This window comes from Shewanella inventionis (assembly GCF_014641855.1).
GTDB lineage: Bacteria > Pseudomonadota > Gammaproteobacteria > Enterobacterales > Shewanellaceae > Shewanella > Shewanella inventionis.
Map to the genome: position 1 here is coordinate 49,173 of NZ_BMII01000023.1, position 23,738 is coordinate 72,910.

The 23,738-nt window shown below is 42.3% G+C and carries 20 protein-coding genes; 7 read left to right on the forward strand and 13 right to left on the reverse strand.

The window, feature by feature from the left end; genetic code table 11:
• Positions 1-9 precede the first annotated feature (9 nt).
• Positions 10-1,140, reverse strand: coding sequence for an S-(hydroxymethyl)glutathione dehydrogenase/class III alcohol dehydrogenase (locus IEW93_RS14180; RefSeq protein WP_188739961.1), 1,131 nt, complete (start codon positions 1,138-1,140; stop codon positions 10-12).
• Positions 1,141-1,278: 138 nt separating this feature from the next.
• Between IEW93_RS14180 and IEW93_RS14185 the strand changes: the two genes are divergently transcribed.
• The gene (locus IEW93_RS14185) at positions 1,279-2,145 is read left to right on the forward strand and encodes a LysR substrate-binding domain-containing protein (protein WP_188739962.1); all 867 of its coding nucleotides are present in this window, start codon (positions 1,279-1,281) and stop codon (positions 2,143-2,145) included.
• On the opposite strand, the gene IEW93_RS14190 is transcribed toward IEW93_RS14185, so the two are convergent.
• The 6 genes from IEW93_RS14190 to rpmH form a co-directional block, all read right to left on the reverse strand.
• Positions 2,146-2,763, reverse strand: a complete 618-nt coding sequence (locus tag IEW93_RS14190; RefSeq protein ID WP_188739963.1) for a 3'-5' exonuclease — start codon at positions 2,761-2,763, stop codon at positions 2,146-2,148. It abuts the gene before it with no gap.
• Positions 2,764-2,790: 27 nt separating this feature from the next.
• Entirely contained in the window at positions 2,791-4,152 is a 1,362-nt protein-coding gene (gene mnmE / locus IEW93_RS14195) for a tRNA uridine-5-carboxymethylaminomethyl(34) synthesis GTPase MnmE (protein WP_188739964.1), read from the reverse strand.
• A gap of 96 nt (positions 4,153-4,248) precedes the next feature.
• Positions 4,249-5,877: a membrane protein insertase YidC gene (gene yidC / locus IEW93_RS14200; RefSeq protein WP_188739965.1), complete on the reverse strand. Its 1,629-nt coding sequence runs from the start codon at positions 5,875-5,877 to the stop codon at positions 4,249-4,251.
• Positions 5,878-5,880: 3 nt separating this feature from the next.
• Complete coding sequence (yidD, locus tag IEW93_RS14205) at positions 5,881-6,135, reverse strand: membrane protein insertion efficiency factor YidD (protein WP_188739966.1); 255 nt, start codon at positions 6,133-6,135, stop codon at positions 5,881-5,883.
• A complete protein-coding gene (gene rnpA / locus IEW93_RS14210; protein ID WP_160055730.1) occupies positions 6,102-6,458 on the reverse strand; it encodes a ribonuclease P protein component in 357 nt (118 codons plus the stop codon). Before rnpA ends, yidD begins: the two co-directional genes overlap by 34 nt.
• Positions 6,459-6,470: 12 nt before the next feature.
• Positions 6,471-6,608: a 50S ribosomal protein L34 gene (gene rpmH / locus IEW93_RS14215; RefSeq protein ID WP_011070423.1), complete on the reverse strand. Its 138-nt coding sequence runs from the start codon at positions 6,606-6,608 to the stop codon at positions 6,471-6,473.
• A 445-nt stretch (positions 6,609-7,053) separates the two neighbouring features.
• On the opposite strand from rpmH, the gene dnaA reads away from it, so the two are divergent.
• From dnaA to IEW93_RS14240, 5 genes are all read left to right on the forward strand, one after another.
• Positions 7,054-8,439: a chromosomal replication initiator protein DnaA gene (gene dnaA / locus IEW93_RS14220; protein ID WP_188739967.1), complete on the forward strand. Its 1,386-nt coding sequence runs from the start codon at positions 7,054-7,056 to the stop codon at positions 8,437-8,439.
• A gap of 18 nt (positions 8,440-8,457) precedes the next feature.
• A complete protein-coding gene (gene dnaN, locus IEW93_RS14225; protein ID WP_188739968.1) occupies positions 8,458-9,558 on the forward strand; it encodes a DNA polymerase III subunit beta in 1,101 nt (366 codons plus the stop codon).
• A gap of 82 nt (positions 9,559-9,640) precedes the next feature.
• Complete coding sequence (recF, locus tag IEW93_RS14230) at positions 9,641-10,723, forward strand: DNA replication/repair protein RecF (protein ID WP_188739969.1); 1,083 nt, start codon at positions 9,641-9,643, stop codon at positions 10,721-10,723.
• A 15-nt stretch (positions 10,724-10,738) separates the two neighbouring features.
• A complete protein-coding gene (gene gyrB / locus IEW93_RS14235; RefSeq protein WP_188739970.1) occupies positions 10,739-13,156 on the forward strand; it encodes a DNA topoisomerase (ATP-hydrolyzing) subunit B in 2,418 nt (805 codons plus the stop codon).
• Positions 13,157-13,258: 102 nt separating this feature from the next.
• The gene (locus tag IEW93_RS14240; protein ID WP_188739971.1) at positions 13,259-14,311 is read left to right on the forward strand and encodes an HDOD domain-containing protein; all 1,053 of its coding nucleotides are present in this window, start codon (positions 13,259-13,261) and stop codon (positions 14,309-14,311) included.
• A gap of 103 nt (positions 14,312-14,414) precedes the next feature.
• Here IEW93_RS14240 and glyS read toward each other — a convergent pair whose 3' ends face one another.
• Positions 14,415-16,499 carry a glycine--tRNA ligase subunit beta gene (glyS, locus tag IEW93_RS14245; protein WP_188739972.1) on the reverse strand — a complete coding sequence of 695 codons (2,085 nt, stop codon included), beginning with the start codon at positions 16,497-16,499 and terminating at the stop codon, positions 14,415-14,417.
• A gap of 9 nt (positions 16,500-16,508) precedes the next feature.
• Complete coding sequence (glyQ, locus tag IEW93_RS14250) at positions 16,509-17,414, reverse strand: glycine--tRNA ligase subunit alpha (protein WP_188739973.1); 906 nt, start codon at positions 17,412-17,414, stop codon at positions 16,509-16,511.
• A gap of 112 nt (positions 17,415-17,526) precedes the next feature.
• Between glyQ and IEW93_RS14255 the strand changes: the two genes are divergently transcribed.
• Complete coding sequence (locus IEW93_RS14255; protein WP_188739974.1) at positions 17,527-18,090, forward strand: DNA-3-methyladenine glycosylase I; 564 nt, start codon at positions 17,527-17,529, stop codon at positions 18,088-18,090.
• An 84-nt stretch (positions 18,091-18,174) separates the two neighbouring features.
• On the opposite strand, the gene IEW93_RS14260 is transcribed toward IEW93_RS14255, so the two are convergent.
• The 4 genes from IEW93_RS14260 to fadA form a co-directional block, all read right to left on the reverse strand.
• Positions 18,175-21,360, reverse strand: a complete 3,186-nt coding sequence (locus IEW93_RS14260; RefSeq protein WP_188739975.1) for an amidohydrolase family protein — start codon at positions 21,358-21,360, stop codon at positions 18,175-18,177.
• Positions 21,361-21,617: 257 nt separating this feature from the next.
• Entirely contained in the window at positions 21,618-22,076 is a 459-nt protein-coding gene (locus IEW93_RS14265; protein WP_188739976.1) for an MOSC domain-containing protein, read from the reverse strand.
• 3 nt (positions 22,077-22,079) lie between these two features.
• Positions 22,080-22,325, reverse strand: coding sequence for a sulfurtransferase TusA (gene tusA / locus IEW93_RS14270; protein WP_188739977.1), 246 nt, complete (start codon positions 22,323-22,325; stop codon positions 22,080-22,082).
• A 247-nt stretch (positions 22,326-22,572) separates the two neighbouring features.
• Complete coding sequence (fadA, locus tag IEW93_RS14275; protein ID WP_188739978.1) at positions 22,573-23,736, reverse strand: acetyl-CoA C-acyltransferase FadA; 1,164 nt, start codon at positions 23,734-23,736, stop codon at positions 22,573-22,575.
• Positions 23,737-23,738 lie beyond the last annotated feature (2 nt).

Here is a 23,738-nt window from a genome sequence, read left to right on the forward strand (position 1 = left end):
AAGAGCTGATTATTTATTAAAGTGAATAACGCTGCGGATACTCTCGCCTTTATGCATTAAATCAAATGCATCGTTAATCCCTTCAAGGCCCATGGTGTGAGTAATAAAGTGATCTAACTTAAACTCGCCAGCTAGGTATTGTTCAACTATACCCGGTAATTCACTGCGCCCTTTAACGCCACCAAATGCACTGCCACGCCATACTCGGCCGGTGACTAATTGGAATGGTCGCGTTGAAATTTCTTGGCCAGCGCCAGCTACACCAATAATGACAGACTCACCCCAGCCTTTGTGACAACATTCTAATGCACTGCGCATCACGTTAACGTTACCAATACATTCAAATGAGAAATCAACGCCACCATCGGTCATTTCAACAATGACATCCTGAATAGGCTTATCGAAGTTTTTAGGATTAATGCAGTCAGTTGCCCCAAGTTTTTTAGCTAATTCAAACTTAGATTCATTTAAGTCGATACCAATAATTCGGCTGGCGCCAGCCATGGTAGCGCCAATAATGGCAGATAGGCCGATGCCGCCTAGACCAAAGATTGCCACAGTATCGCCTTTTTGTACTTTTGCTGTTTTTAGTACAGCGCCCATACCGGTAGTCACACCACAACCTAATAAACAGACTTCTTCTAGCGGTGCTGTTGGATTCACTTTAGCTAATGAAATTTCGGGTAATACTGTGTATTCAGAAAAAGTAGAGCAACCCATGTAGTGGAAAATAGGCTCGCCATCTTTAAAGAAACGTGTGGTGCCATCTGGCATTAAGCCTTTACCTTGTGTAGCACGTACAGCGCTGCATAGGTTGGTTTTACCAGAAGTACAGAACTTACATTTACCACATTCTGCTGTGTATAACGGAATAACATGGTCGCCGACTTTTACACTGGTAACGCCTTCGCCAACCATATGAACAATCCCGCCACCTTCATGGCCAAGAATTGCTGGAAATACGCCTTCAGGATCATCACCAGATAAGGTAAATGCATCGGTATGACATACGCCAGATGCCACAATACGCACCATGACTTCACCGGCTTTTGGGTACATTACATCGACTTCTTCAACCGATAATGGTTGACCTGGCCCCCAAGCAATTGCGGCTTTGGATTTAATAAATTGTGCAGACATAGATAGCTTCCTTAAACGTAATACCATGAATGATGGATAATTAGCATCACTACAGTGTAGTGTATTTATCCATTGTATTTCTTTATCATTGATTGATAATCAGCATGTTTTGCAAATGACTTTTACGAGAATGTAATAATGATGCAGTGGGAAGGGATTTTTGAGTTTGTTGCAGTGGCAGAAACCGACAGTTTTACTGCGGCTGGTAAACGTTTAAGTATTTCTACGGCGCAAGTGAGCCGCCAGGTGAGCCAACTTGAAAACCGCCTAAACACTAAATTGTTTTATCGCACAACTCGCAAGGTATCGTTAACCGAGGAGGGCTCGGTTTATTATCGGCATTGTCGCCAGGTATTAGACAGTCTTGATGAAGCTGAACGGGCCATTTCGAGTTTAAAAGATAAACCCCAGGGCTTAATTAGGATGACAGCGCCTGTTACCTATGGTGAAAATTTTGTTATGCCGATTGTTATCGATTTTATGCAGCAATATCGCGATATTGAAGTGGTGTGCGAGTTAACTAATCGTCAGCTTGATCTTGTAGAAGGTGGTTTTGATTTAGCTATTAGGCTAGGGCGGTTATCTAATTCGTCAATGATGGCGAAACGTTTAACCAGTCGCAGTCAATTTGTGTGTGCTGCTCCTAGCTACATTGCTCAATTTGGTACGCCTTATACCTTGTCGGAATTGAGCCAGCATAATTGCTTAATTGGCAGTCAATCACATTGGCATTTCATTGATCAGGGCAAGCCTAGAGCCGTTAAAGTGAGTGGTTCGCTGAGTTGCAGTAGTGGTTTAAGTTTATTATCTGCAGCAATAAAAGGGCTGGGGATTGTGCAGCTACCCGGTTATTACGTTAATGATGCTATTGAAACTGGGGAGTTGGTGGTGTTATTAGCACCTTACCAGCAACCTAAAGAAGGCATTTGGGCCTTGTATCCACACAACCGTCACTTATCGCCTAAAGTGCGGCTGCTTGTGGATAAATTAGCGCAAGATTTGTAATCAGCGAGCCATTGTTTGGTAGTAGCGGTTTATTTGTGCTTTGGGCAAACTCGATATTTTATTGATAATATCCAAGGTTATAAGATGGTTTGGCAGTTGCTGCTGTAGTAAATCGAGTTGATGTAACCAAAGGTGGCTAGTCATGGTGGCGTCAGCTAGGGCGCGGTGAAACACTCCATCGTTTGGTAACTGATGATAACTTACTAAGGTTCCAAGTTGATGATTAGGCGCATCTTGGCTGATGCGACGCGATAACAACAATGAGCAAGCAAATTGGCCTGTGTAGTGCAGCTTATTATGCTTAAATTCAGCATCTAAGAATTTTTTATCAAAGCTGGCGTTGTGCGCTACTAAATTGAATCCGTCGATAAACTTGGCAAATTGTGCCATCACTTCTTTAGATGATGGCGCGTGTTTAAGCATATTGTTGCTAATACCTGTGTATTGTTCAATAAAGCTGTTAACCCGCTTTCCTGGATTTATTAGCTCTTGAAAGGTGTCCACTATTTGGCCATCAACTAACTTTACCGCACCAATTTCAATAGCTCTGTCACCATTGTCTGGTGATAAACCTGTGGTTTCAAAGTCGAGTATCACAACTTGATTGGCCAATGTCATGTGTTTATTCCTTTGTTTGCCAATCCACTATTTACCGATACAGAAAGAGCTAAATATTTTGCCGAGCAAGTCATCTGACGTAAATTTACCGGTAATTTCTGATAGCGCCATTTGGCACATGCGTAACTCTTCCGCCAGTAGTTCGCCGGCAAGATATACCTCAAGTTGTTCTTTGCCTAATTGTAAGTGGCTTGCCGCTAAATCTAAGGCTTCTAAGTGACGACGACGGGCAATAAAGCCACCTTCTAGGTTACTTTGATAACCCATTAAGGTTTTAAGGTGTTGTTTTAACTCTTCAACCCCAAGGCCTGTTTTGGCAGAAATACGGTAAACATCGTATCCTTGCTCTTGTGACATATCGAGCGTTTCACCGGTTAAATCAGCTTTGTTACGCACAACTGTAACACCTAATCTTGAAGGTAAACGGTCAATAAAATCGGGCCAAATATCATGCGGATTTACAGCGTTTGTAGTGGTACCATCAACCATAAACAACACCCTATCTGCGCTGGCAATTTCTGCCCAGGCGCGTTCAATACCAATTTGCTCAACGGTATCTGTGGTGTCACGTAATCCTGCTGTGTCGATAATGTGCAGTGGCATGCCATCAAGGTGAATATGCTCACGCAGTACATCACGGGTGGTGCCGGCTATTTCGGTAACAATGGCTGACTCTTTACCTGCTAAGGCATTAAGTAAGCTAGATTTACCTGCATTAGGACGACCTGCAATGACGACTTTCATGCCTTCGCGAATAATCGAACCTTGTTTAGCACTGGCTTGAACGGTAGTGAGTTTGTCGATAATGCGATATAAGGCGTTGGCAATTTTACCATCAGATAAAAAGTCGACTTCTTCATCTGGGAAATCAATTGCGGCTTCAACATACAAGCGAAGATTAGTGACTTGTTCTACTAGCTCATGCACTTCTTTTGAAAACTCACCTTGGAGTGATTGCAAAGCGCTTTTTGCGGCTTGTTCACTGGTGGCATCAATTAAGTCGGCAATCGCTTCAGCTTGGGTTAAATCAAGCTTGTCGTTTAAAAAGGCTTGCTCGCTAAACTCCCCTGGTTTTGCTATGCGAATACCGTCAATTTCTAACACTCGTTTTATTAGCATATCGAGCACAATTTGGCCGCCGTGGCCTTGTAGCTCTAGTACATCTTCGCCTGTAAATGAATTTGGCCCTTTAAAAAACAGCGCAATACCTTGGTCAATGACGTGGCCATCACTACTGTTAAAATCACAATATTCGGCATAACGGGTTTTAGGTACATGACCAATAATGGCGTTTGCCACATTACTGGCTAAGTCACCTGATACACGAATAATCCCCACACCGCCGCGTCCTGGTGCGGTGGCCTGCGCTACAATAGTGTCTGTTGTCACGGTAGATACCTGCTAAATCATTAAAGGAAAAGGCGGCCTATTAAGCCGCCTTTTTATTCATTTAACTACTAAATGAGTTAACTGTTGAGCTTGGGCTTATTTTAAGCCTTTTTTCTCTAAACCTGCATAAATAATCTTCTGCTGGGTAATAGCAACTAAGTTACCCACTAACCAGTAAAGTACTAGACCTGCTGGGAACCATAAGAAGAATACCGTAAAGATAACAGGCATCCACTGCATCATTTTGACTTGCATAGGATCCATTGTCGGTGCCATAGGTTGCATTTTCTGCATCAACCACATTGAAACACCCATTAGCAATGGTAATACGTAGTATGGATCTTGGACTGATAAGTCATTAATCCAAAGCATGAACGGCGCGTGGCGTAGCTCATAGCTTTCAAGTAATACCCAGTACAATGCGATGAAGATTGGCATTTGTAACAAAATAGGTAAGCAACCGCCCATAGGGTTTACTTTCTCTTTTTTGTACAGTTCCATCATGGCTTGACCCATCTTTTGACGGTCATCGCCAAAGCGTTCTTTCATCTCAGTTAATTTTGGCTGTAAATTACGCATTTTAGCCATTGACGTGTACTGAGCTTTAGTTAGTGGATATAACAAACCACGAACGGTTAGGGTAATTAAAATAATTGCCATACCCCAGTTACCCACAAATGATTGATAGAACATCAATAACCAGTGGATTGGTACTGCTAACCACCACAAGAAACCATAATCAACCACTAGGTTTAACGTTTCAGAGATTTCTGAAAGGGCTTTTTGGTTTTTAGGGCCTACATAAAATTGTGAGCTAATTTTTTGAGTTACACCTGGTGCGATATCATATACCGCGCCACGGAAACCTATGTTAGCTAAGCCACCAGCGCTCACACTTGAAAATATGGTGTTTGAATCTGTCGCAGGTGGGATCCATGCTGACACAAAGTAGTGCTGTAACATTGCCGCCCAACCACCTAGTGTAACTTTACCTAGGTTTTTGTCTGCCATGTCTTCAAAGTCATACTTTTCGTAGCGAGTATCTTGTGTTGAGAACGCCGCACCACGATAAGTAGGCATCATCATGCTGCTTTCAGATTCTTTGATGGTCTGTTTTATTTGACCATACATTTGCACTTGTAACGGCGCATCTGACGTGTTGTTTATGCTGTAATCAACGCCAACATCATACTGACCACGGGTAAAGGTAAAGGTTTTTACGTAAGTCACACCGTTATCAGCGGTAAAAGTCAATGGAACCGATAGGGTGTCTTGACCGTCAGCTAATGTATAAGAGGTTTGTTGTGCAGCAAAGGCGGCACGACCTTTAGCGCTGCTATCAATACCGTTACGACCAATTAAACCACTTTGGGCGATGTAAGTATTTGTGTTGGTTTGTTCAAGGATGATAAAAGGATCATCTTTGTCAATTTCAACTTTATGTGTAACCAATGCGGCATAAACGATGTCACCACCAACTGGGCTGATTTTAATATCAAGCTGGTCTGTGCTAACCGTAATTAAGTTTTTAGTTGCAGGTAAATCAACTGGCATACCAGTTGAGTCTGCTTCAGGGACGTCTGCACCGTTAATTGTTGCAGCGTTTGTTTGGGTAACAGTTTGTTGCGCTACCGGTTGTGGTGCTTTGTCTGTTTGCCATTGTTGCCACATTAAAAAGCTGACAAACAGCAAGCCGATTAGCAATATATTGCGTTGAGATTCCATAGCCTATTTATTACACCTGTCATTTTTAGGGGGGACGGGATCACTACCGCCGGGATGTAAAGGGTGACATTTTAATATGCGTTTGATTGCAAACCAACTACCTTTCACTGTTCCGTGTGTTTTTATTGCTTCAATCGCATAATAAGAACAAGTTGGATCGAACCGGCACTTCGGTCCCAGTAAAGGGCTTATAAAAATTTGATAACCACGGATAACCGTGGTTGCTAGCCATTGTAACGGCGACTGAGTTTTCGCCATAGCTTTTCTATCAATTTGTGTAGTTCTGCATTTTCCATTTCCATCACGCCATTTCTGACTAATACGACGATATCAATATTAGGAATATCGTGTTGATGTAAACGAAAACTATCTCTTATCACACGTTTAATACGGTTACGTTGGTTAGCACGTTTTACAAAACGTTTAGCCACAGTTAACCCTAAGCGAGGATGTTGCTCTGAATTTGGAATAGCGAGCAGAGTTATTTCAGCAGAGGATGCTTTGATTGGATTGGAGAATACAGATTTAAATTGCGCGGGAGTTAACAAACGTAACTCCCGCGTAAAGGTATAGCTAGTCACCTAGTTATCTACTTACGCAGATAAACGAGCGCGACCTTTCGCACGACGACGTGCAAGCACCTTACGGCCGCCTGCAGTGGCCATACGAGCGCGGAAGCCGTGAGAACGCTTGCGCTTCAGGTTGCTAGGTTGAAAAGTACGTTTACTCATGATGGCAATCCGTCTTTGTTAGTGAATTTACCTTAGCTCCAACATTAGAGGTAAGGGCAAAAAAGAGGCCGAATTGTAATCACTTTAATTACTATCGTCAATAACGAAAGTGGTTATATGATGAATTTCTGCCAATCTTTCTTTGATGCTATATACAAAAAAGCACCATAAGATGTGGATAAGTCTGTGTACAGACACTATATCTTGTGGATCTTTGTGTGTTTAAGCAGATCAAAGCTGGCGTATTATAGATCAATGTGGATCGGTTAATAAAGCTGGATTTGCATCATATTTACAATAAATGGATCGATTTTGATCTTTCATGATCCCAGATATCCACATAGAATGATCTTGCTGGGGATAATTCTGTTTTTAAGGATAGCGATCATTGTGATCTCACTATAGAATACACTTCCTTTGACTAAAGATATTTGGGGATAAATAAGTGGCGGTTTCACTTTGGCAACAATGTATCGGCAGACTGCAAGATGAATTATCAGCTCAGCAGTTCAGTATGTGGATCCGTCCGTTACAGGCTGAAATGGATGGTGATACGTTGGTTTTGTATGCGCCAAATCGTTTTGTACTCGATTGGGTACGCGATAAATACATTAATATCATTAATCAATTTTTTACTGAACAAATGGGCAGCGATGCGCCTAAGTTACGTTTTGATATTGGTAGCCGTCCGTCAGCACGTCCTGTTGCTCCTGCGCCTGTAGCCGCTAAACCTGTTAGCAGCCAAACCAGAGCACAGGTTGGAACCACGTCATTTAATACCCAAGCAGAACCTATAGCGAATGCCAATCACCGCAGTAATATTAATCCAACTTATCAGTTTGATAACTTCGTTGAAGGTAAGTCAAACCAACTTGGTAAAGCTGCTGCACTACAGGTGTCTGAAAACCCAGGTGGCGCCTATAACCCGTTATTTTTATATGGTGGCACTGGTTTAGGTAAAACTCACTTATTGCATGCAGTTGGTAATGGGATCATTAAAAATAATCCTAATGCTAAAGTGGTGTATATGCATTCTGAGCGTTTTGTACAGGACATGGTCAAAGCCTTACAAAATAACGCAATAGAAGAATTTAAGCGTTATTACCGCAGTGTCGATGCTCTGTTTATTGACGATATTCAATTTTTTGCCAACAAAGATCGTTCTCAAGAAGAATTTTTCCATACCTTCAATGCTTTGCTAGAAGGTAATCATCAAATTATTTTAACTTCAGACCGTTATCCTAAAGAGATCGACGGTGTTGAAGATCGCTTAAAATCACGCTTTGGTTGGGGATTAACGGTTGCCATTGAGCCACCAGAGTTAGAAACCCGCGTGGCGATTTTAATGCGTAAAGCACAAGAGAGTGGCATTAACCTGCCTGATGAAGTGGCTTTCTTTATTGCTAAGCGTTTACGCTCAAACGTTCGCGAGCTTGAAGGGGCGCTAAACCGCGTTATTGCTAATGCCAACTTTACTGGCCGTCCAATTACCATTGATTTTGTGCGCGAAGCGTTACGTGATCTCTTGGCACTGCAAGAAAAATTAGTCACTATAGACAATATTCAGAAGACAGTTGCTGAATACTACAAAATAAAAATGGCAGATATGCTGTCTAAACGTCGTTCACGCAGTGTGGCAAGACCACGACAAGTGGCGATGGCACTATCTAAAGAACTCACTAACCAAAGCTTGCCAGAAATTGGTGATGCCTTTGGTGGTCGTGACCATACGACGGTATTGCATGCTTGTCGTAAAATTGCGCAACTGCGTGAAGAGAGTCATGACATTAAAGAAGATTACGCTAACTTGATTAGAACTTTGTCTTCTTAATTCAGGGAATGTAGAACGATGAAATTTTCAATTGATAGGGATGCCCTATTAAAGCCGTTGCAACTTGTGTGTGGCGCGGTAGAGCGCAGACACAATTTACCTATTCTTGCTAATTTACTAGTAGAAGTTAGTGAAGACTCACTTAGGCTAACGGGCACAGACTTAGAGGTTGAGCTTGTTGGTCAAGCGGCTATACATGGCGATATTATTATTGGCCGTACAACGGTACCTGCTAAAAAATTACTCGATATTGTTAAGTCTCTTCCTGAACAAAGCGAATTAAAAGTAGAACAACAAGATGGTAAATGGTTGTTACGCTCAGGTCGTAGTCGTTTTTCATTGGCAACATTACCCGCTGAAGATTACCCCAATGTTGAGGCTTTCCAGGCTGATATTGAATTTAGCCTAAAGCAGGGTGTATTAAAGTCGATTATTGACTCTACTCAGTTTTCAATGGCTAACCAGGATGTGCGTTATTATCTCAACGGTTTACTATTTGAAACTGAAGGTAATACCTTGCGTGCTATTGCTACCGATGGACATCGTTTAGCTTTAAGCCACCGCTTTGTTGATGTGACTTTGCCTGAAAAACAAGTGATTGTGCCTCGTAAAGGGGTGGTTGAAATGGCGCGTTTACTTGAAAATGACGACCAGGATATTACTATCGCCATTGGTGATAACGCCATTCGCGCTATTACCAGTTCAGCTGTTTTTACCAGTAAATTAGTTGATGGCCGTTTTCCTGATTACCGCCGGGTACTACCAAAAGGTGGCAATAAGGTGGTGATAGCTAGCCGTAATCAATTAAAACAAGCATTAACTCGTGCGTCTATTTTGTCTAACGAAAAATTCCGCGGTGTTCGTATTCAACTTGAACCTGGTTTATTGAAAATTACTGCCAATAACCCTGAGCAAGAAGAAGCCGAAGAAATCATTGACGTTGATTATGATTCAGATAAGTTAGAAATAGGCTTTAACGTAAGTTACCTTCTCGATGTACTGAACAACCTCGCCAGTGATGACGTGCGTATAACCCTTATTGATGGTAACTCAAGTGCATTGATAGAAAACCACAAAGAAGAAGATTCTATGTACGTGGTGATGCCAATGCGTTTGTAATATGTTTTTTATTGACAAAGAGGGTGCTGCAAAGCACCTTCTTTGTCTGAACTGCTTTATTTGGTTATCACAATAGGTGTTCATGAGTTTATCGCGCATTACCATAGAGTCATTTCGTAATATCAATTCGGCATCACTTAATCTAAGTGATGGATTAAATTTGATTTATGGCCAAAATGGCAGCGGTAAAACCAGTATTTTAGAAGCGATTTACTTTTTAGGTATGGGGCGTTCTTTTCGCAGTCATTTATCACAACGAGTGATCAATAATGATGATGATAAACTCACTCTGTTTGCCAATTTAATACAAGATGAGAACGACTGTAAAATCGGACTTCGACGTCATCGAAGTGGTGAGATTGAAGTTAAAATTAATGGCGAAAAAGTCAAACGTCTTTCAACGTTAGCCGAAACGCTCCCTATTCAAGTTATTACCCCCGAAAGTTTTTCGTTATTGTTTGAAGGCCCAAAGGCGCGCAGGCAATTTATTGATTGGGGGGCATTTCATTCTGACCCCCATTTTTACCAAGCTTGGGTAAATGTTCGTAAGGTATTAAAGCAACGCAATCAGTTGCTTAGAAATCAATCATCTTATAGCCAAATACAATTTTGGGATAAAGAGCTGGTACGGTATGCTGAACAGGTAACCGACATACGAAATCAATATGTAGACTCGTTAAATGAGCTACTAAAGGGTATAATCGGAAGGTTTTTACCTCAGGTTGATATTAAGGTTTCTTTTACCCGAGGATGGGACAGCAAAACGGATTTTTCGCAATTACTTGAAAATCAATATCCGCGAGATCTGGCAGCAGGTAATACCGGTAGTGGCCCTCACAAAGCAGATTTACGTTTGCGTGTAGGAAACCTGCCGGTGCAAGATGCGCTGTCTCGTGGACAATTAAAATTATTAGTCTGTGCACTGCGTATTGCACAGGGAAAGTTGCTCAAACAACAGCTAGATAAAAACAGTATTTATTTAGTCGACGATTTACCGTCAGAGTTGGATGCACAGCATAGGCAGCTATTGCTACAGCAGTTATCAGAAACCGGTGCGCAAATTTTTGTCACCGCAATTGATCCGCTTGCGATAGTCGATTCGTTATCTCGCCCTCCAAACAGGATGTTTCATGTGGAGCGTGGTCAGATAACGGTTATTGAATAACAACGAGAGAGAAATATGTCTGAGAATAGTTATGATTCTTCGAGTATCAAGGTTTTAAAAGGCCTTGATGCAGTCCGTAAGAGACCGGGTATGTACATTGGTGATACTGATGACGGCACGGGTCTTCATCACATGGTATTCGAAGTGGTTGATAACTCTATCGATGAAGCGTTAGCTGGCCATTGTAGCGATATCACCATTACTATCCACTCAGATGGTTCTGTCTCTGTAAAAGATGACGGCCGTGGTATTCCAGTTTCTATCCACGAAGAAGAAGGCGTGTCTGCTGCCGAAGTGATTATGACGGTATTGCATGCCGGTGGTAAGTTTGATGATAACTCATACAAGGTGTCGGGTGGTCTTCACGGTGTCGGTGTGTCGGTGGTTAACGCTTTATCTGAAAAACTACAGTTAACAATTCGTCGTGCTGGTAAAATTTATGAGCAATTTTACACTCATGGTGTGCCAAATGAGCCAATTAAAGAAATTGGCGATGCGGTTAAAACCGGTACTGAAATTCGTTTTTGGCCAAGTGCGCAAACTTTTTCTGATGTTGAATTTCACTTTGATATTTTAGCTAAACGCGTTCGTGAGTTGTCTTTCTTAAACTCTGGCGTGGGTATTCGTTTGGTTGACGAACGTGATAACAAAGATGAGTTCTTTAAGTACGAAGGCGGTATTAGTGCATTTGTCCATTACCTAAACCGCAACAAAACGCCAGTAAACAAAGATGTATTCCACTTTTCGCAAGAGCGTGAAGACGGTATTACCGTTGAAGTGGCAATGCAGTGGAACGACGGTTATCAAGAAAACATTTTCTGTTTTACTAATAACATTCCTCAGCGCGATGGCGGTACTCACCTTGCTGGTTTCCGGGGTGCATTAACACGTAACTTAAACACTTACATGGAACGTGAAGGGTTTAACAAAAAAGGCAAAACCAGTGCAACCGGTGATGATGCTCGTGAAGGGTTAACCGCGGTTATCTCTGTTAAAGTGCCTGATCCTAAGTTCAGCTCACAAACTAAAGACAAATTAGTCTCTAGCGAAGTGAAAAGTGCTGTAGAACAAACTATGGGTGAGCAGTTAAACGATTACCTATTAGAAAACCCAGCAGATGCTAAGTTGATTGTGGGTAAAATTGTTGATGCCGCCCGTGCTCGTGAAGCTGCGCGTAAAGCGCGTGAAATGACACGTCGTAAAGGCGCATTAGATTTAGGTGGTTTGCCAGGCAAACTGGCTGACTGCCAAGAGAAAGACCCTGGTCTTTCTGAAATATACATAGTGGAAGGGGACTCTGCTGGCGGATCTGCCAAGCAGGGGCGTAACCGTAAAAACCAAGCGATTCTTCCACTTAAAGGTAAAATCTTAAACGTTGAAAAAGCGCGTTTTGACAAGATGTTATCGTCACAAGAAGTGGCCACCTTAATTACCGCATTAGGTTGTGGTATTGGTCGCGACGAATATAATCCGGATAAAACCCGTTACCACAACATCGTTATCATGACCGATGCTGACGTCGACGGCTCGCACATTCGTACTCTGCTGTTGACCTTCTTCTTCCGTCAAATGCCTGAATTGATTGAGCGTGGTTATGTGTATATTGCGCAACCACCTTTGTATAAAGTTAAAAAAGGTAAGCAAGAACAATACCTTAAAGATGAACTGGCGTTAACTGAATACCTAACCACACAAGCGTTAGATGGCACGCATGTTTATCCAAGCCAAGGTGCATTAGGTATGAGCGGAGAGCCGCTTGAACGTTTGGTAAATCAATACCGTGAAGTTGAGAAAATCATTACTCGTTTAGAAAAACGTTTCCCGATGAACTTAACCGATCGCATGTTGTACCATCCAGAAGTAACGCTTGAGATGCTAAGCGACGAAGCTAAAATGACTGCCTGGTGTAAAGCCTTTATTGATGATTTAGTTGAGCGCGAAAGCAGCGGTATTATTTTCTCTGCTAACGTGATTTTAGATCCTGAACGTAAAGTGTACACTCCAAGTGTGACAATTCGTAAGCATGGTATTGATACCAACTTCTTATTTGGTTACGACTTCTTTACTTCAGCCGATTATCAACGTATCGCTAAATTAGGCGCTGCACTTGATGGCATGATTGAAGAAGGTGGTTATGTTCAACGTGGCGAGCGCGTTAAAGAAGTTGAAAGCTTCTTAGAAGCATTAGACTGGACCATGAGCGAAGCAAAACGTGGTTTATACATTCAGCGTTATAAAGGATTGGGTGAAATGAACCCTGAGCAATTGTGGGAAACCACGATGGATCCAGAGTCTCGCCGTATGCTTCGTGTCACTATTGAAGATGCCGTCGCAGCAGATCAACTGTTTACCTGTTTAATGGGTGATCAAGTTGAGCCTCGTCGTGAGTTTATTGAAACTAACGCATTAAATGTGGCTAACTTAGATGTATAGCACGTCTTATTAAAATAAATGGGCGCCTTATGGCGCCCATTTTATTTTTTTTGCTATGATTAAATGATGGGTTTTAATCTAATTTTTATAAGGTTAATTATTGTGGTTACAAGTTTTTTTAAGAAGCTGTTTAATATTCGTGATCGCAATGAGCAAGCTAAATTTACTGGGCATACCGCTGCCGAAAAACGTCAACACACAATACAAAAACAACCTGAGCCGACTATTGAGGTTACGCCAAGGCAGGCTGTCGAATCTCAGCTAGATTTATCGGCATTGTTTTACAGCTTTTTGTTTGCTAATTATCAAACAACTACAGCTGGCATTGCCAATAATCTTGAGCGCAGTGTGATGCATAACATTGAGTTAGCATTAAGCTCACCCCAGGATATTGCTGAAAATGTATTAAAATTACCCAGTAAAATATTTGAGTTAGACAAGAAACTGGCCGATGACAATATTGACACTCAAGAGTTGATACAGCTAATTGAGCAAGATCCATTACTGTGTGTTGAAGTGCTGAAGTTGTGTAATTCGCCAGCGTTTAAACGCTCTGAAAATGAGGTGACAAGTATTCAGCAAGCATTAGTGCAAGTTGGTCGGGTGCAGCTAAGGCAATTTATTACGACCTGTTTAGCTCGTGAGTTAATTGATATAAAACCAATTTATTTTAGGCGGTTTGGGGCTGAAATTTGGCGACATTCAATGCAAGTGGCTTTTTTGGCAAGCGAATTAGCGCCAAGTGAGCAACGCGATAGTGCCTTTTTATTAGGCTTACTGCACGATGTTGGTAAAATTGCGATATTTAAATTGCTGGTGGATGCGTTTTATCAGGCAGAACCAGGCGAACAGCCTAAATCGGCGCTATTTAAGCAAGTTATGACAACTAAATCGTTAACATTAAGTGCTTTGTTAGCTCGATGTTGGAAGTTACCATCACATTTTGAAACGCCATTATCTATTTTAGCCAATAGCAATATTAAGCCTGACGATGACATTGCGTCAGTTATTTGGAAAGCCAACATCATTAGCGAGTGCTCGATGCTGCACCAGTTAGATAAATTACCACAGCCCGCATTGGCTGTTTTGTTAGCACAAATAGAATTAACTGAAGAAGAGTTTTCTGAGTTACACCAAAAATTACTAAAATTTTAGTATTTTATTCATTTTCGATAAGCAATAAAAAAGCGCCAGTCGGCGCTTTTTTGTTGCAGCAATTTCACATTATTGTAGTAGTGAAATTATTGTAGTAGTGAAATTATTGTAGTAGTGAAATATCCGCTACATGCAAAAACTGCTCACGCAGATTAGTTAATAACGCAAGGCGGTTATTTTTCAATGCTTCATCGTCAGCCATGACCATTACATCTTCAAAGAACAGGTCCACGCTTTCACGTAAATCGGCTAATAATGTTAATGCTTGCTGATAATCAGCATTGGCAAACAATGGTGCTAACTGCGGTTGTAGTTGTGCTAACTTTTCTGCCAAGGCTTTTTCAGCGGTTTCTGCTAACAGCGCTTGGTTGATAGTTTCAGGCAGTTCACCTTCAACTTTAGCCAAGATGTTCGACACTCGTTTATTAGCAGCAGCAAGCGCAGCAGAGGCCTCTAAACCACGGAAGTGCGATACCGCTTTAACGCGACTGTCAAAATCTGCAGGACGCGTTGGACGACGAGCCAATACAGCCAAAATCACATCAACTTGAATGCCTTTATCTTGATACCAGCTACGGAAACGCGCCATTAAAAACTCAAGTACGTCTTCGGCTGTATTAGCATTGCTAACATTCTCACCGTGTAACGCTTGTGCTTTAGCGATTAAATCGACTAAATCAAGTGGCAGGTTGTTTTCAACAATAATACGTAAAATACCGATAGCCGCACGGCGAAGTGCAAATGGATCAGCAGCGCCTTTAGGGGCCTGGCCAATACCAAAAATACCCACTAAGGTGTCTAGCTTTTCTGCTAATGCAACAGCGCACGACACGCTTGCTGTTGGTACTGTATCACCAGAAAACTTAGGTTTGTATTGCTCTTCAAGCGCAACGGCTACAGCTTCTGTTTCACCGTCTAGGCGAGCATAATGCGTCCCCATTGTGCCTTGGGTGTCTGTAAACTCCATCACCATGTTGGTCATTAAGTCTGTTTTAGACAATAGGCCAGCGCGGCTTGCATCTGCACTGCTTGTGCTAACAGCTTGACTATCAAGTTGGGTAGCGATAAAGCCTGCAAGTGCTGAAATACGCTCAACACGGGCTCTTAATGTGCCAAGCTGTTTTTGAAACACAACAGTTTCAAGGCTGGTTAGGCGCGACTCAAGTGTTTGCTTTTTGTCAGTATTAAAAAAGAACTCCGCATCAGCTAGACGAGGGCGAACCACTTTTTCGTTACCTGAAATAATTTGCTGTGGATCTTTAGATTCTATGTTGGTCACGAAAATAAAGTTAGGCAATAATTTTCCGGCATTATCAAATACTGGGAAGTATTTCTGGTCGCCTTTCATTGTGTAGACTAAGGCTTCAGATGGCACGGCTAGAAACTTTTCTTCAAAACTGGCGGTTAATACTATTGGCCATTCAACCAACGATGCCACTTCTTCAAGCAAGTCTTCTTGAATATCGGCTACGCCACCAATTTTGGCAGCTGCGGCTTCAGAGTCTGCTTTGATTAGTGACTTACGCAATTGATAGTCTGCCAGTACTTTACCTTGCTCTTTTAACGCAGTTAAGTAGTTGTCGGCATGGTCTAGCTCGAATGTTGCCTGACCCATAAAGCGATGACCGCGAATAACTCGAGCAGATTTAATGCCGAGTAATTCACCTTCAACTAATTCTCCGCCTAATAACATGGTTACTGTGTGCACAGGGCGAATAAATTGCGTTTTATTACTGCCCCAGCGCATTGGTTTGGGTATTGGTAATTTGTCTAGCGCGCGTTGTGCCATTTCGGCTATCAGGGTTTTCGTTTCTACGCCAACCACTTTAGCTTGATGAACCAGCCATTCGCCTTTGTCTGTGACTAAACGCTCAGCTTGATCAACAGTAATACCGTTACCACGAGCCCAACCTTGAGCAGCTTTTGTTGGATTACCGTCTGCATCAAATGCAGAGCTAACAGCAGGGCCGCGTTTTTCAACGACTTTATCTGCTTGTGCTAGTGCTAGACCAACCACGTTAATTGCCAAGCGACGAGGGGCTGCATACCAAAGTGCCGACTCAAATGGTAAGTCTGCTTTGGTGAGTTCATCGGTAAAGTTAGCTAAAAAAGACTCGGCTAATGTACGTAATGATTTTGGTGGTAATTCTTCTGTTCCCACTTCAATGAGTAAGTTTTCAAATTTCATTGGATACCTCTACTTACACATAGGGAAGCCAAGCGCTTCACGTGCTTGATAATAAGATTCAGCAACACCTTTGGCCATGGTGCGAACGCGTAAAATATAACGCTGACGTTCAGTAACCGAAATGGCATGGCGAGCATCAAGTAAGTTGAAAGCGTGTGAGGCCTTCATAACTTGTTCGTAAGCAGGTAGTGGTAGTGGTTTTTCTAGCGACAATAAGTGCTGGCACATTTTTTCGCATTCATCGAACAGGGTGAACATAAAGTCGACATCGGCATGTTCAAAGTTATAAGTTGATTGCTCTACTTCATTTTGATGAAAGATGTCACCATAGGTAACACGGCCCATTGGACCGTCTGTCCAGACAAGATCGTATACACTGTCTACTTCTTGTATGTACATGGCTAAACGCTCAAGGCCATAAGTGATTTCGCCGGTGACTGGGTTACATTCAAGACCACCTACTTGTTGGAAGTAAGTAAACTGTGTTACTTCCATACCGTTAAGCCATACTTCCCAGCCTAATCCCCAAGCACCTAATGTTGGCGATTCCCAGTTATCTTCAACAAAGCGAATATCGTGTATTTTGGTATCAATACCAAGGGCTTCTAGCGAGCCAAGGTAAAGCTCTTGAATGTTGTCTGGTGATGGTTTTAGTACCACCTGGAATTGGTAATAATGTTGTAAGCGGTTAGGGTTCTCACCATAACGTCCATCTGTTGGACGGCGCGACGGTTGCACGTATGCGCTGCTCATTGGCTCTGGGCCTAATGAACGTAAGAACGTCTGCGGGTGAAAAGTACCTGCACCAACTTCCATATCTAGAGGTTGGACAATTGCGCAACCTTGCTGCGCCCAATATTCCTGAAGGGTTAGGATGAAACCCTGAAATGTCTTTACGTCGTGTTTCGTCGTCATGTCTACTGCTATCAGGCTATTAATAGAAAATGGTAATGATTATACCTTGTCGCGCAAGGCAGATGTAGGTTATTTTTTAACGTATGAATAAAAACGTTAATGGAACCGTATAATGCAAGTTAACCGATGTGGCTGGGTAAGTGAAGATCCTTTGTATCAAGATTATCATGATAATGTTTGGGGCAGACCTGAGTACGATGCAAAGCAGTTATTTGCCAAGTTATGTTTAGATGGTCAGCAAGCTGGTTTGTCATGGATTACCATTTTAAAAAAACAAAAAAACTATGAGCAATTATTTGCCGGATTTGAACCTAGTTTGATTGCTGAGTTTGACCAAGACAAAGTAGAAGCATTAATGCTTGAAACTGGGATTGTGCGTAATAGATTAAAAATAAACTCCATTATCAAAAATGCTAAAGCCTATATGGCCTTTGTTGAGCAGGGCAATGACTTTTCTGAATTTTTATGGGGCTTTGTTGGTGGCTCGCCTAAGGTTAACCAGTTCGATTCATTAAGCCAGGTGCCAGCTCAGACTCCAGAATCTGAAGCAATGTCTAAAGCGCTTAAAAAGTTAGGTTTTAATTTTGTTGGGCCTACTATTTGTTATGCCTTTATGCAGGCCGTTGGGATGGTGAATGACCATACAACAGATTGCCATTGCTACGGTCAGTATTGATCATCGATAATATTTATTATGGTTAATAAAAAAGGGTGTTCCACGTGGAACACCCTTTTTCTTTATTCACATTATTTGAGTTCGTTAGTTCTTTTCGAAGAAAAACGCCTTACGTTTTTGTTTATCGCCATTTAATTCGTTCATGGTTTCTGAGTTAAACAATTTACCGTTTACCATCGTATAGGTGACTTTATCTGTGCTGCGGATATCTGTTAATGGATCTCCATCAATAACGATTAAGTCTGCTAATTTACCCGGCTTAATTGAACCTAACTGATGATCCATGCCGAAAGTGGTTGCTGGGTTAATGGTTGCTGTTTTGAGCACATCCATATTACTCATACCACCTTGGGCGAACATCCACATCTCCCAGTGGGCCGCTAAACCTTCGCGTTGACCATGAGCACCAATATTGGCTTTAATACCTAACTCATTAAGCTCATTTGCAACACGAGCAACATTAAAGTGGTTATAGTGTTCATCTGGTGCAGTGGTTCTGCGCATTGAACGTGCATCTAGAATATCGTGAGGCACATACATGCTCAAACGCGGGTGAGCCCAAACATCTGTTTTGTCGTACCAGTAATGCTCACCCGATATACCACCATATGAAACAACAAGTGTTGGTGTGTAGTTAACTTTGGTCTGGCTCCAGAACTGTTTAATGTCACTGTAAATAGATGCGACCGGTAATGAGTGCTCTAATGTTGTGTGCCCATCTGCAGCCATGGTTAAGTTGTGTTGCAATAAACTGCCGCCCTCAGGTACTACCATCATTTCGAGTTCACGCGCAGCGGCAATAATTTGCTGACGTTGATCTCTGCGTGGTTGGTTATAACTTTTCACACTGAATGCGCCTACTTTTTTAAGACGCTCTAAATGAAATTTTGCATCATCTAATGAGTCTACGTGCGAGGTATAACCTGGTAAGTTTGCTCCATATAAAATGGTGCCTGTTGAGAAAATACGAGGTCCTACAATATTGCCTGCCTTTTGTTGCTCAGATGCGGCAAAAATCTCGGTAGTATCATTTGATGGATCATGAATTGAAGTAACCCCTAGCGACAGGCCAGAATACAACGCCCAGTTTTGCTGAGGAATAATTTCATCATCTGCCTGCCCACCATGTGCATGAGCATCAAATAATCCTGGCATAATTGTTTTGCCAGAGATATCGATAACCTGTGCGTTTTCTGGAATAGCTAATGTCGCATCACCAACCTGGCTAATTTTATTGTTTTTTACAATGACAACGCCATTGTCGATGATTTGGTCATTTTCCATGGTAATGACTTTACCGCCGACAAATACCACTGTTCCACGTGGAACATCTGCTTTATCTTTAAAGCCAATGGCTGTTACTTTCGGTTCTGCTTTTTTGTCTGATTTGCTGTATTGAGTGTCAACATCGGCTTGATATAACTCCGGGCCTAATGTCCAATACAGTTGGTTACTTTTACCGCTCCAGCTAATGCTTTCACCTGCACGGGCACTTAGTTGGCTAATTGGCAAGTTAGTCGCTTTAGGTCCAATGGCAATGGTTTCACCGTGTTTGGCAAATGGGGTTACGTAGACTCTAAATCGTTCTGCAAAGGCTAGGTGTTCACCATCTGGCGATAAACGAAACTCTGTAGCGTGGTCGCTGGTGTAGTGAGTACGCTTTTCAAAGCCATTCATACCGATTGATGCAAATTCTGGTGTTTTACCAAAATCCATAAAATACACACGGTCCGAGTCTGCGCCAAATTGTGGTTGATGACCACTGGCTGTAAGCTTAGTATTTTTGTTGCCTTTGACATCCACTTTATATAAGCCAGGCTCTTGTGACCAGGTGCGTGGCGTCATATACCCGCCACGTGCTTTGCGATAAACAATGTAGTCGCCATCTGGTGAGAAGGTTGGCTCGACATATTTACCTGGTTCGCTGGTTAATACTTTAGCTTTGCCACCACGAGCACTCACAATACTCACTGTACCTTGTTGCTGATCATTCCAGGTAGTAAATACAATATCTTTACCGTCGCGAGACCACTGCGGGAATAGCTCGTTAATATCATCTTCTAAACGAGTAAGACGCTTTTGTTTGCCGTCTTTAATATCACGGATCCAAATTTTACCTAAGGCTTCAAATACTACTTTTTCACCGTTAGGTGATACTTGAGCCATACGCAACATTTTTACGTCGAATTCATCTTGATCTAGGTTTTGTGTAAATCGTACTGCGGGTTGAATGTCGCGTTGGCCTTTAATGGTAAAAGGAATATCAATCACATTTTTTGTATCAACGTCGAGTTTATTGATTTTACCCTGCGCCCAAAACACTATGTGCTTATTGTCTTTAGTCCACGACATTGTTGGGTAAACACCATGAATCGCCCAGGTTTCTTGCATATCGCGATCAAGCTTATCGTACAGTTTTGTTTCTTCACCAGACTTTAAATCCAGTGAGTAAAGCGTTGACTGAAATCCATCGCGTTTAATATACGCTAATGTTTTGCCATCAGGGCTTGGGGTTGGACGAATTGCACCACCAGTACCTTCGATTAACACTTCAATATCGCCGGTTTGGGTGTCGTAACGCTTAATTTTATAAATACCTTTTACTGAGTCTTTTGAGTAGTGAAAGGTTTTGCCCGGTGTTGCGTCCTGGCTAAAGTAAATATAGCGGCCATCTGGCGAGTAGGCCGGCTCACCTAAATCTTTTTGCTCGTTTGGGCGCTCGGTTAATTTAACACCTTCACCGCCAGCCACGTGATACATCCAAACTTCGCCCGCACCTAAGCTGCGTGTGCCAGTAAAATGTTTACGAGCAACAAGATATTGTGAATCTGGGCTCCAAGCAGGGCTGTTAAGCAATCTAAAGGTTTCTTTGGTGACAGGGTGAGGATTACTGCCATCGGCATTCATAACCCAAATATTATCACCGCCATCCTCATCACTGGTGAAGGCAATGTATTTACCATCTGGGCTATAAACCGGCTGCATTTGCCAGGCGATACCTTGTGCAAGTGGCTTGGCCTCGCCACCTGAAATTGGCATTTGATAAATATCGCCTAATAGATCAAACACGATATGTTTGCCGTCAGGTGATACATTGACATTCATCCAGGTGCCTTCGGTAACATTGATGTCTATTTGTTGCAGAGGTGCGTTTTCTGGCGAGTTAACTTGCCATTTCGTTGCGTCATCGTCACTGGCAAAGCTTGTTGTGCTTATGCCCAGTGCTAATGCCATGGCGGTATAGAGTGGTGTTAATTTTTGTTTAGGCATAGTGGTGATTATCCGTTGTCGTTTTTATTTTCGGTGGATTTAATCAAGCTAAACACCTGTATTTGACTCCAATGTTAACTGTATTGAAATGAGAATATGGGTATTTGCTTTACTGTGTGTTGTGCTTAATGGACCCTTTATCGCATAAATTTGCCATAAGGTGTACAACAAATCTGTTTCAATTGATGACAAATCACCACACTTTAGCTGTTACTTTGGGGTGTTCTGATTGAATGGATTTTGGGATGCAGGAAAAGTTAGTCGACTGTTCTACTGGTAATGGTAACGGTATCTTGTGCTTGAATTAACCCTTCTTGAATGACTCGGCAGGTGACTCCTCCACGCCAATCAGGCAATAGTGCTTGCTCTAGGCCCGGACGAGCTATCTCCATTTTTTTGCAAGGATCAGTTTCACCGGTTATTTGTAACTGAAGGTCTGCTCCAATACAAAGTATTTTACCTACATCTGCAGCACTAAACTGATAACCGCTGATTAATAAATTAGCCCTGCGGGTTAACCAATCAAGTTGGCTATTAAGTTGCTCACAGGCAATTTGCCATTGCTGGAGTGATAATACTGTTACTTGTCGTTTTCCGGGTTTACCAAAAATGTCGTTTTCGACGCCACGGTTTAACGTCACATTGGCGCAAAAAACAGACTTCATGATGCCACGTTTTGCTGTTTTATAGGCAATACCTTCCAATGTGATGGCCATTAATTACAATCCTTTTTTGAGTAAATAGTGGTATGGGGTTTTACTTGTGTCACTGGCAACTAGGGTATGATCCATGAATTCACAAAAACTTGGAATATCTCGTGTGGTGGCTGGATCATCTGCAATGATTAGTAAGGTTTCACCATCCGCCATTTTTCGCACTGTTTTTCGGATCATCATTACGGGCTCAGGGCAGCGCAAACCAAGTGCATCGAGTTGGTGTTGTGCTTGTGTGTAAATATCGGTCATTGAATACAATCTTTATAAGCGGATCTCATTAGCGCTAATGTTACTCTTGTCATGTAATCTTGCCAAGTTTGCTGCACCAGTAATGTGATTTTGTTATTTTTAATCGTTTTTTAATTTTTATAAACCATGTTTCACGTGGAACATTAGTCAAAGCAGAAAAATTTTAAAAATAAAAAAACGAGCCAAATTGGCTCGTTTTTATGGTTACTTGTAACTGAATCTGGCTCAGTAACAAATAAAATGGTTTTTACACACGCTCAAATACTGTCGCGATACCTTGACCTAAACCAATACACATAGTGGCAAGACCAAGCGTTGCATCTTTTTCTTCCATTAAGTTGATTAGCGTCGTTGAGATACGTGCGCCAGAACAACCAAGTGGATGACCTAGTGCAATTGCGCCACCGTTAAGGTTAATCTTTTCATCGACAACATCTTGCAAGCCAAGATCTTTAACGCAAGGTAACGATTGTGCAGCAAATGCTTCGTTTAATTCGATAAGATCTAAATCGGCAATAGATAAACCTGCACGGGCTAATGCTTTTTTGGTTGCTGGTACTGGGCCATAACCCATAATAGCAGCATCACATCCGGCAACAGCCATAGAGCGAATACGTGCACGGATGGTTAATCCTAACGCGCGAGCTTTCGATTCTTCCATGACTAACATTGCTGAGGCACCGTCTGATAATGCAGAAGATGTACCTGCAGTAACTGTACCGTTTGCAGGGTCAAATGCAGGGCGTAAGCCAGCAAGAGACTCCATTGATGTTTCAGGGCGGATCACTTCGTCGGTCATCACTTTAATGAGTGCGCCATTTGCATCGTGGCCTTCAATACCCCAAATTTCTTTGGCAAAGCGACCTTCAATCGTGGCAGCATGTGCACGTTGGTGAGAACGCACTGCAAATGCATCTTGTTGCTCACGAGTAATACCGTGCATTTTACCTAACATTTCTGCGGTTAAGCCCATCATGCCAGAGGCTTTCGCTACGCGGTTGGCTAAACCTGGGTGAAAATCGACACCGTGGTTCATTGGTACATGGCCCATGTGCTCAACACCACCAATGATGAAGGTGTCACCTTGGCCAGTCATAATGGCACGTGCAGCTTGATGTAATGCATCCATCGACGAACCACATAAACGGTTTACCGTAACAGCGCCAGCCGTTTTAGGGATACCCGCTAGCAATGATGCATTACGAGCAATGTTAAAGCCTTGCTCTAGTGTTTGCTGCACACAACCCCAAATCACATCTTCGATGTCGTTTGGATCTAATTGTGGGTTGCGCACGAGTAGTGCTTTCATTAATTCTGCAGAAAGAGTTTCTGCACGTACATTTCTAAATACCCCAGCCTTTGAGCGGCCCATTGGGGTACGAATGCAGTCTACGATAACAGCTTGTTTCATGA

Excerpts from the sequence above, each read along its gene's own strand:
- IEW93_RS14180 (WP_188739961.1), bottom strand. The coding sequence starts at position 1,140 with ATGTCTGCACAATTTATTAAATCCAAAGCCGCAATTGCTTGGGGGCCA.
- IEW93_RS14185 (WP_188739962.1), top strand. The coding sequence starts at position 1,279 with ATGATGCAGTGGGAAGGGATTTTTGAGTTTGTTGCAGTGGCAGAAACC.
- IEW93_RS14190 (WP_188739963.1), bottom strand. The coding sequence starts at position 2,763 with ATGACATTGGCCAATCAAGTTGTGATACTCGACTTTGAAACCACAGGT.
- yidC (WP_188739965.1), bottom strand. The coding sequence starts at position 5,877 with ATGGAATCTCAACGCAATATATTGCTAATCGGCTTGCTGTTTGTCAGC.
- yidD (WP_188739966.1), bottom strand. The coding sequence starts at position 6,135 with ATGGCGAAAACTCAGTCGCCGTTACAATGGCTAGCAACCACGGTTATC.
- rpmH (WP_011070423.1), bottom strand. The coding sequence starts at position 6,608 with ATGAGTAAACGTACTTTTCAACCTAGCAACCTGAAGCGCAAGCGTTCT.
- dnaN (WP_188739968.1), top strand. The coding sequence starts at position 8,458 with ATGAAATTTTCAATTGATAGGGATGCCCTATTAAAGCCGTTGCAACTT.
- recF (WP_188739969.1), top strand. The coding sequence starts at position 9,641 with ATGAGTTTATCGCGCATTACCATAGAGTCATTTCGTAATATCAATTCG.
- gyrB (WP_188739970.1), top strand. The coding sequence starts at position 10,739 with ATGTCTGAGAATAGTTATGATTCTTCGAGTATCAAGGTTTTAAAAGGC.
- glyS (WP_188739972.1), bottom strand. The coding sequence starts at position 16,499 with ATGAAATTTGAAAACTTACTCATTGAAGTGGGAACAGAAGAATTACCA.
- glyQ (WP_188739973.1), bottom strand. The coding sequence starts at position 17,414 with ATGACGACGAAACACGACGTAAAGACATTTCAGGGTTTCATCCTAACC.
- IEW93_RS14255 (WP_188739974.1), top strand. The coding sequence starts at position 17,527 with ATGCAAGTTAACCGATGTGGCTGGGTAAGTGAAGATCCTTTGTATCAA.
- IEW93_RS14260 (WP_188739975.1), bottom strand. The coding sequence starts at position 21,360 with ATGCCTAAACAAAAATTAACACCACTCTATACCGCCATGGCATTAGCA.
- IEW93_RS14265 (WP_188739976.1), bottom strand. The coding sequence starts at position 22,076 with ATGGCCATCACATTGGAAGGTATTGCCTATAAAACAGCAAAACGTGGC.
- tusA (WP_188739977.1), bottom strand. The coding sequence starts at position 22,325 with ATGACCGATATTTACACACAAGCACAACACCAACTCGATGCACTTGGT.
- fadA (WP_188739978.1), bottom strand. The coding sequence starts at position 23,736 with ATGAAACAAGCTGTTATCGTAGACTGCATTCGTACCCCAATGGGCCGC.